Consider the following 7,337-nt stretch of genomic DNA (forward strand, 5'->3'; position numbering starts at 1 on the left):
ATTCTATTAGAGTAAAATTCTCTACAAAAAGAAGAATAGCTTATTTTACTATTCTTCCGAGTGATTTCAATTCCTTTGGGGAAATATGGAGATACTTTTTAAATACTTTGGCAAAATATTTATAGTCTGAAAATCCAACTTGATCAGAGATGTCGCTTAGAGGGGAGTTGGGAGATTCAGCCATCTTATCTATAGCTTGTTTCAGGCGATATTGTAAGATATATTCATTTAGCGTCATGGGGAAGTCTTCTTTGATCACTTTATATAGGTAGCTTTCGCTATAGTTTAAAGCTTCAGCAATAGTCGCAATCGTAAAATGCTCTGCATAATGCTTGTGGACAAAGGAAATAATTTGTTGAATGATTTGGTTTTGTGTATCAACCTGTTGGATAGAGGTGAGTAAAGTTTGATATTCTTCTAAAAAAGGAGTTTCTTGATAGGTGCTACCTTGTAATCGCAAAACAATGTTTTGAAGACATTCTGTCAATTCCTTGGTATCAATTGGCTTGGATAAGAAATCAACTGCTCCATATTGCATGGCTTTTTTGGCATTTTGAAAATCGTTATAACCTGATAAGATAACTTTTTCATAGGGAAGGGTACGAGTGGCTTCGAACATCATAAAAGCATCCATAATTGGCATTGTGATGTCTGTTAAGACAATATGAGGTTCTTTTTCTTGGATGAGTCTCATTCCCTCTTGACCGTGACTGGCAGTTCCTACGACTTGGATACCCAAGGCAGAGTAGTCTACGGCAATCTCTAGCCATTTTCGGATGAGGTGTTCGTCTTCTACGATAATGAGCTTAAACATGAGTTAGTCCTTTCGTTATAAATTTGACCCAAGTTTCTCCTTGGCGATTGACTCCTAGATCTAGCTGGACATCAGAAAAGAAATTGCTCAATCGTTTGTAGCTGTTCACGATGCCATGCTGGGTATGAGGGCTATCTAAAGAGTTTAAAATAGCGATTCGCTCTTGTTTTGTGAGTCCTCTAGCATTATCCTTGACTAAAAAAGTCAGAGAATCTGCTTTCAAGGTAATTTGGATATCAATATGAAGATCAATACGGTATTGCATCCCATATTTTATAGCATTTTCTACTAGAGGAAGCAAGAAAAGTTTAGGGATAGGCTGATTATCGACAGTTTCTGGGCAAACAATATCATAGGAAAAGTGCTCGAAACGAATCTTATGAATCATCAGGTAATCCTCTATAATCTTCAAATCTTGACAAATGGTTGTTTCTTTTTCTAAATCGGTGATACTGTAGCGAAGAATGCGCGTGAGATTTTGAATTAGGTCTTGTGTGAGGGCGGCATCCATTAAAGAAGTAATTTTAATTGTCTCAAGTGTATTGTAGAGAAAATGAGGATTGAACTGAGCTTCCAGCATTTTTCTTTCAAAAATCCACTTTTCTTTTTCGATGGTCAACATTTTTTGATGAAGTTGATCTAATTCGTACAACATATTGTTGATTTTTTCTGCCATAAACTCAAACTCATCACCTGTTTGTAGAGAAAGCCTTTTTTCTGCTTGTTTAGGAATTTCTTGAAGTTGGTAAACCAAACTTTCAATAGGAACAGCATTGTGTGTAGCAATCTTATGAGCAATTCGTCTTGCTTGCCAGAAGTAGAGGAAGAATATACAGAAGGTGAGGACGGAGGCTAGACCGAGTAAGCTAGGAATGGGAAAGAAGGATTGAAAAGTATAGATTGAAAAAATAGCACCGACTTTTTCTTTTTGAACAATAAGCGGTTCATTCGCATACCAGTGGGTGCGAGAGTGTAGGAGTTTTTCATCCAATTTTTCAAGAGTGGAACGAGTAAACTGATTTGTATTGTTGGAAAACATATTTCCAAAGCTATCGGTAATGATGTATTTGGAATTGATCATTGGGAAACTTGAAATGAAATCATTCTCATTTACGAAAGCAATAGTATAGGCCTTAACTCGTTGGTTTTGAAGTAGTGGTTTGATAAAGAGTGTGTAATGTTGCTTATCTGAAGAGAGTGCAATTTTTTCTGTAACTTTATCCTGAGAAGGATTTTGAATGAGTAGTTTTAGATAGTAGGGTGATAAAATACCTTCTTGATGATTTCGATTGGTACTGAATAGTAATTCACCTGTATCGCTTAGGATAATGAGGTCAGAACTAAGTTTTAATTTAGCTTTTGTCTCGTAAAATAAGCTAAAGACTTCTCTCTCTGTGTGTTTGCCATCCAAAAATCCTGTAATCATTTTATGGTTCATAGTAGTCAGGAGCTCATTATTGGCTTCTTTCATCTCTTGAACCTGTTTTACAATCTGTCTCGTATCTTTGGAGAGTTGCTGCTTTTGTAAAACATAGGAAAAACCAAAAAGTAAAATGAGTAGTAAGAGTGAGGTCACAAAGGCTGCGATAGAGCTTCTATGGAGAATTTCTTTTTGGAGAGATTTTTTAAAGGAATGAGACATCCGCTACCTCCTTGGAAGGGTTTTCTGTTATAAGTATAGCAGTTTAAAAATTCTAGAGCAAGGTAAAATAGAAAAGTATAGAATAGAACGAGACCAAATTCTCTCAAAAATGGTATAATAGTAACATCACAAAATTGGAGAGAGACCATGAGTTTTTACAATCATAAAGAAATTGAGCCTAAGTGGCAGGGCTACTGGGCAGAACATCATACATTTAAGACTGGAACAGATGCATCAAAACCTAAGTTTTATGCTCTTGATATGTTCCCTTATCCATCTGGAGCGGGTCTGCACGTAGGACACCCAGAAGGTTATACTGCAACCGATATTCTCAGCCGCTACAAACGTGCGCAAGGCTACAATGTCCTTCACCCAATGGGTTGGGATGCTTTTGGTTTGCCTGCAGAGCAATATGCTATGGATACTGGTAATGACCCAGCAGAATTTACAGCTGAGAACATTGCTAATTTCAAACGCCAAATCAATGCGCTTGGATTTTCTTATGACTGGGATCGTGAAGTCAATACAACCGATCCAAACTACTACAAGTGGACTCAATGGATTTTCACCAAGCTTTACGAAAAAGGCTTGGCCTATGAAGCGGAAGTGCCTGTAAACTGGGTTGAGGAACTAGGAACAGCCATTGCCAACGAAGAAGTCCTTCCTGATGGAACTTCTGAGCGTGGAGGCTATCCAGTTGTCCGTAAGCCGATGCGTCAATGGATGCTTAAAATCACTGCCTATGCAGAACGTTTGCTTAATGACTTGGATGAACTTGATTGGCCAGAGTCTATCAAGGACATGCAACGCAACTGGATCGGTAAATCAACTGGTGCCAATGTAACCTTCAAGGTTAGGGGAACTGATAAGGAATTTACTGTCTTTACCACTCGTCCTGATACCCTTTTCGGTGCGACTTTCACTGTTTTGGCTCCTGAGCATGAATTAGTAGATGCTATCACAAGTACAGAGCAAGCAGAAGCAGTAGCAGACTATAAACACCAAGCCAGCCTCAAGTCTGACTTGGCTCGTACAGACCTTGCCAAAGAAAAAACTGGTGTTTGGACTGGTGCTTATGCCATCAACCCTGTCAATGGTAAGGAAATTCCAATCTGGATTGCGGATTACGTTCTTGCTAGTTACGGAACAGGTGCCGTTATGGCTGTTCCTGCCCACGACCAACGTGACTGGGAATTTGCCAAACAATTTGACCTTCCAATCGTCGAAGTACTTGAAGGTGGAAACGTTAAAGAAGCTGCCTACACAGAGGATGGTCTTCATGTCAATTCAGACTTCCTAGATGGACTCAACAAAGAAGACGCTATTGCCAAGATTGTGGCTTGGTTGGAAGAAAAAGACTGTGGACAAGAGAAGGTTACCTACCGTCTCCGCGACTGGCTCTTTAGCCGTCAACGTTACTGGGGTGAGCCAATTCCAATCATTCATTGGGAAGATGGAACTTCAACAGCTGTCCCTGAAAGTGAATTGCCACTTGTCTTGCCTGTAACCAAGGACATCCGTCCTTCAGGTACTGGTGAAAGTCCACTAGCTAACTTGACAGATTGGCTTGAAGTGACTCGTGAGGATGGCGTCAAAGGTCGTCGTGAAACCAATACTATGCCACAGTGGGCAGGTTCAAGCTGGTACTACCTCCGCTATATTGACCCACACAATACTGAGAAATTGGCCGATGAGGATCTTCTCAAACAATGGTTGCCAGTAGATATCTACGTGGGTGGTGCAGAGCATGCCGTTCTTCATTTGCTTTACGCTCGTTTCTGGCACAAATTCCTCTATGACCTTGGTGTTGTTCCAACAAAAGAGCCATTCCAAAAACTCTTTAACCAAGGGATGATTTTGGGAACAAGCTACCGTGACCACCGTGGGGCTCTTGTGGCAACCGATAAGGTTGAAAAACGTGACGGTTCTTTCTTCCATGTGGAAACAGGAGAAGAGTTGGAGCAAGCACCAGCCAAGATGTCTAAATCCCTCAAGAACGTTGTTAACCCAGACGATGTGGTGGAACAATACGGTGCCGATACCCTTCGTGTCTATGAAATGTTCATGGGACCACTTGATGCTTCGATTGCTTGGTCAGAAGAAGGTCTGGAAGGAGGCCGTAAGTTCCTTGACCGTGTTTACCGTTTGATTACAAGCAAGGAAATCCTTGCGGAAAACAATGGCGCTCTTGATAAGGTCTACAATGAAACAGTCAAATCTGTTACTGAGCAAATCGAGTCTATGAAGTTCAACACAGCTATTGCCCAACTTATGGTCTTTGTCAATGCGGCTAACAAGGAAGACAAGCTCTATGTTGACTATGCCAAAGGATTTATCCAATTGATTGCCCCATTTGCACCTCACTTGGCAGAAGAACTTTGGCAAACAGTTGCAGCAACAGGTGAGTCAATCTCTTACGTAGCTTGGCCAACATGGGACGAAAGCAAACTAGTTGAAGACGAAGTCGAAATTGTTATCCAAATCAAAGGAAAAGTCCGTGCTAAAGTCATGGTTGCTAAAGACCTATCACGCGAAGAATTGCAAGAAATTGCTCTAGCGGATGAAAAAGTCAAAGCAGAAATTGACGGTAAGGACATCGTGAAAGTGATTAGTGTACCGAATAAATTGGTTAACATTGTTGTGAAATAAAAAGAAGTAACTCTAGAGTATGAACTTTAGAATAGGTCAGAATGAATAGATTAGTGAACGATAGCAGGAAGTGTGAAATTTTATTATTTAAGATTTCTATTATTGTAGTGTCAGTTATAGTATTAGTAATGTCAATAGTGGGTGCATATTATTTTAAAAATTGTCTTTGGGACAAGGAAAGTTTAAATTTGACACTCACTTTAGACACTCTCTTTGCAGTTTTTATTACTTTCTTTAGTTTTTCAAATGATAAATCAAGCAATATTTTTGGAATATCTCCAAATGAAATTATAAGGACACAGTCTGAAGTGTATCAATTTTTATTTACAAAATCTTTTGCAACTCTATTAATAGTGACAAATTTGTTATCCATTATTCATTATTTTGGAGCCAAAAATTTAATAGTTTCTTTTAATGAAACTTATCCTCGTATTCAATCCAGTGTTGGTATCATGTGGCTACCACTGTTTGGTATTCTGATAATCTATTTTATTTGGCTCTTAATAGAGGGATTAAAATATATCAGAAAAATAAATTATATTATTCAAAATAGGGAAATAATCTATTTTTATTCGCAGGTAAAAGTTGTAGATAAACTTACTGATTCTGAATCGAAAAAATACGGTGAATATATTGATTTGTACGAATCGTGTCGTCAGAACAATTTAAGTGTTCTACTTAACTTTCTTCAAAATTCGGATGATAAACGAGGAGTTATTGCTAGTAACTCAGTGAGAATTATGTTTGAATCTTTGGATAAAGCAGACCAAATTGCGGCCCTGAATATTTGTAGAAACTATGTAGCACGAGAAAATGTTTTAAATAAAGAAGATGCAGAAAAATTGTTAAATGAAATTGATAAAAAACTTGAAATTAGCAGATAGGACAATTCAAATAGAGTTGAGTAAAAAGTTTGAAAAGTGAAACAAGGAGAAAGCTATGCCAGTAAATGAATATGGTCAGATGATTGGTGAGTCAATGGAAGGTTATACACCCGGTGCACTGCCTTCTATTGATTTCTTAGAAGGGCGTTATGCTAGGATAGAGGCTCTCTCGGTAGAAAAACATGCGGAGGATTTGCTAGCTGTTTATGGCCCGGATACTCCTCGGGAGATGTGGACCTATCTTTTTCAGGAGCCAGTAGCAGATATGGGGGAGCTGGTTAGCCTTTTAAATCAGATGTTGGCTCGTAAGGACCGTTTTTACTATGCAATCATAGACAAGGCGACTGGTAAGGCTTTGGGAACTTTTTCTCTCATGCGCATTGACCAGAATAACCGAGTAATAGAAGTCGGAGCAGTCACTTTTTCTCCAGAGCTAAGGGGTACACGGATAGGAACTGAGGCTCAGTATCTCCTAGCTCGCTATATTTTTGAGGAGCTAAACTATCGTCGCTATGAGTGGAAATGCGATGCTCTTAACCTGCCATCCAGACGAGTTGCGGAGCGTTTGGGATTTGTCTATGAAGGAACCTTCCGCCAGGCGGTGGTTTATAAGGGACGGACGAGGGATACGGATTGGTTGTCTATGATTGATAAGGACTGGCCTCAAGTCAAAGATCGTTTGGAAACATGGCTGCGTCCTGAAAATTTTGATAAAAATGGACAGCAGTACAAGAGCTTGAGAGAACTTTAAGAGGTGTTGAGATGATTACTATTAAAAAGCAAGAAATTGTCAAGCTAGAGGATGTTTTGCATCTCTATCAGGCTGTCGGTTGGACAAATTATACCCATCAACCAGAGATGCTGGAGCAGGCCTTATCGCATTCATTAGTAATTTATCTGGCACTTGATGGTGATGCTGTGGTGGGCTTGATTCGTTTGGTAGGAGATGGATTCTCATCAGTTTTTGTACAGGATTTGATTGTTTTACCAATCTATCAGCGTCAAGGGATTGGTAGTGCCCTAATGAAAGAGGCCTTAAAAGATTACAAAGATGCTTATCAAGTCCAGCTGGTGACAGAAGAGACAGAAAAAAACGTGGGATTTTATCGTTCTATGGGCTTTGAAATCTTATCCACCTATAATTGTATAGGGATGACTTGGATCAACAGAGAAAAATAATAAAACTTGTTTTTGCTTAAGCAAAATTTAAGGCTAGTCTAGTATTATATAGTCATTAAATAAAGACCTCCTAACTTTATTTAATAAAATCCTAAACTTTTCTTTTTCATCATAATCTCCCTTAACTCCACCGGAACTGGTGGAGTTTTTTTGTCTCCCGAAAACCACT

The 7,337-nt window shown here is 39.1% G+C and carries 6 protein-coding genes; 4 read left to right on the forward strand and 2 right to left on the reverse strand.

Annotated features, from left to right (window positions below; translation table 11 throughout):
- Positions 1–40: 40 nt before the first annotated feature.
- Together HT715_RS04670 and HT715_RS04675 are read right to left on the reverse strand one after the other, a co-directional pair.
- Positions 41–814 (reverse strand): response regulator, encoded by a 774-nt coding sequence (locus HT715_RS04670; RefSeq protein ID WP_138707062.1) that lies wholly within the window; start codon positions 812–814, stop codon positions 41–43.
- Positions 807–2,456, reverse strand: coding sequence for a histidine kinase (locus tag HT715_RS04675; RefSeq protein WP_138707061.1), 1,650 nt, complete (start codon positions 2,454–2,456; stop codon positions 807–809). The genes HT715_RS04670 and HT715_RS04675 overlap by 8 nt, the downstream gene beginning before the upstream one ends.
- 147 nt (positions 2,457–2,603) lie before the next feature.
- On the opposite strand from HT715_RS04675, the gene leuS reads away from it, so the two are divergent.
- Genes leuS through HT715_RS04695 form a run of 4 tightly spaced genes read left to right on the forward strand, consistent with a single transcriptional unit; the run spans position 2,604 to position 7,168 of the window.
- Positions 2,604–5,105, forward strand: a complete 2,502-nt coding sequence (leuS, locus tag HT715_RS04680) for a leucine--tRNA ligase (protein WP_023935599.1) — start codon at positions 2,604–2,606, stop codon at positions 5,103–5,105.
- 41 nt (positions 5,106–5,146) lie between these two features.
- The gene (locus HT715_RS04685) at positions 5,147–5,989 is read left to right on the forward strand and encodes a hypothetical protein (protein ID WP_001081167.1); all 843 of its coding nucleotides are present in this window, start codon (positions 5,147–5,149) and stop codon (positions 5,987–5,989) included.
- Between the two features lie 55 nt (positions 5,990–6,044).
- Positions 6,045–6,740: a GNAT family protein gene (locus HT715_RS04690; RefSeq protein WP_001144903.1), complete on the forward strand. Its 696-nt coding sequence runs from the start codon at positions 6,045–6,047 to the stop codon at positions 6,738–6,740.
- 11 nt (positions 6,741–6,751) lie between these two features.
- A complete protein-coding gene (locus HT715_RS04695) occupies positions 6,752–7,168 on the forward strand; it encodes a GNAT family N-acetyltransferase (RefSeq protein ID WP_138704421.1) in 417 nt (138 codons plus the stop codon).
- Positions 7,169–7,337 lie beyond the last annotated feature (169 nt).

The sequence above is a fragment of the Streptococcus sp. 4155 genome (genome assembly GCF_013276695.1).
In the GTDB taxonomy this organism is placed as follows: domain Bacteria; phylum Bacillota; class Bacilli; order Lactobacillales; family Streptococcaceae; genus Streptococcus; species Streptococcus pseudopneumoniae.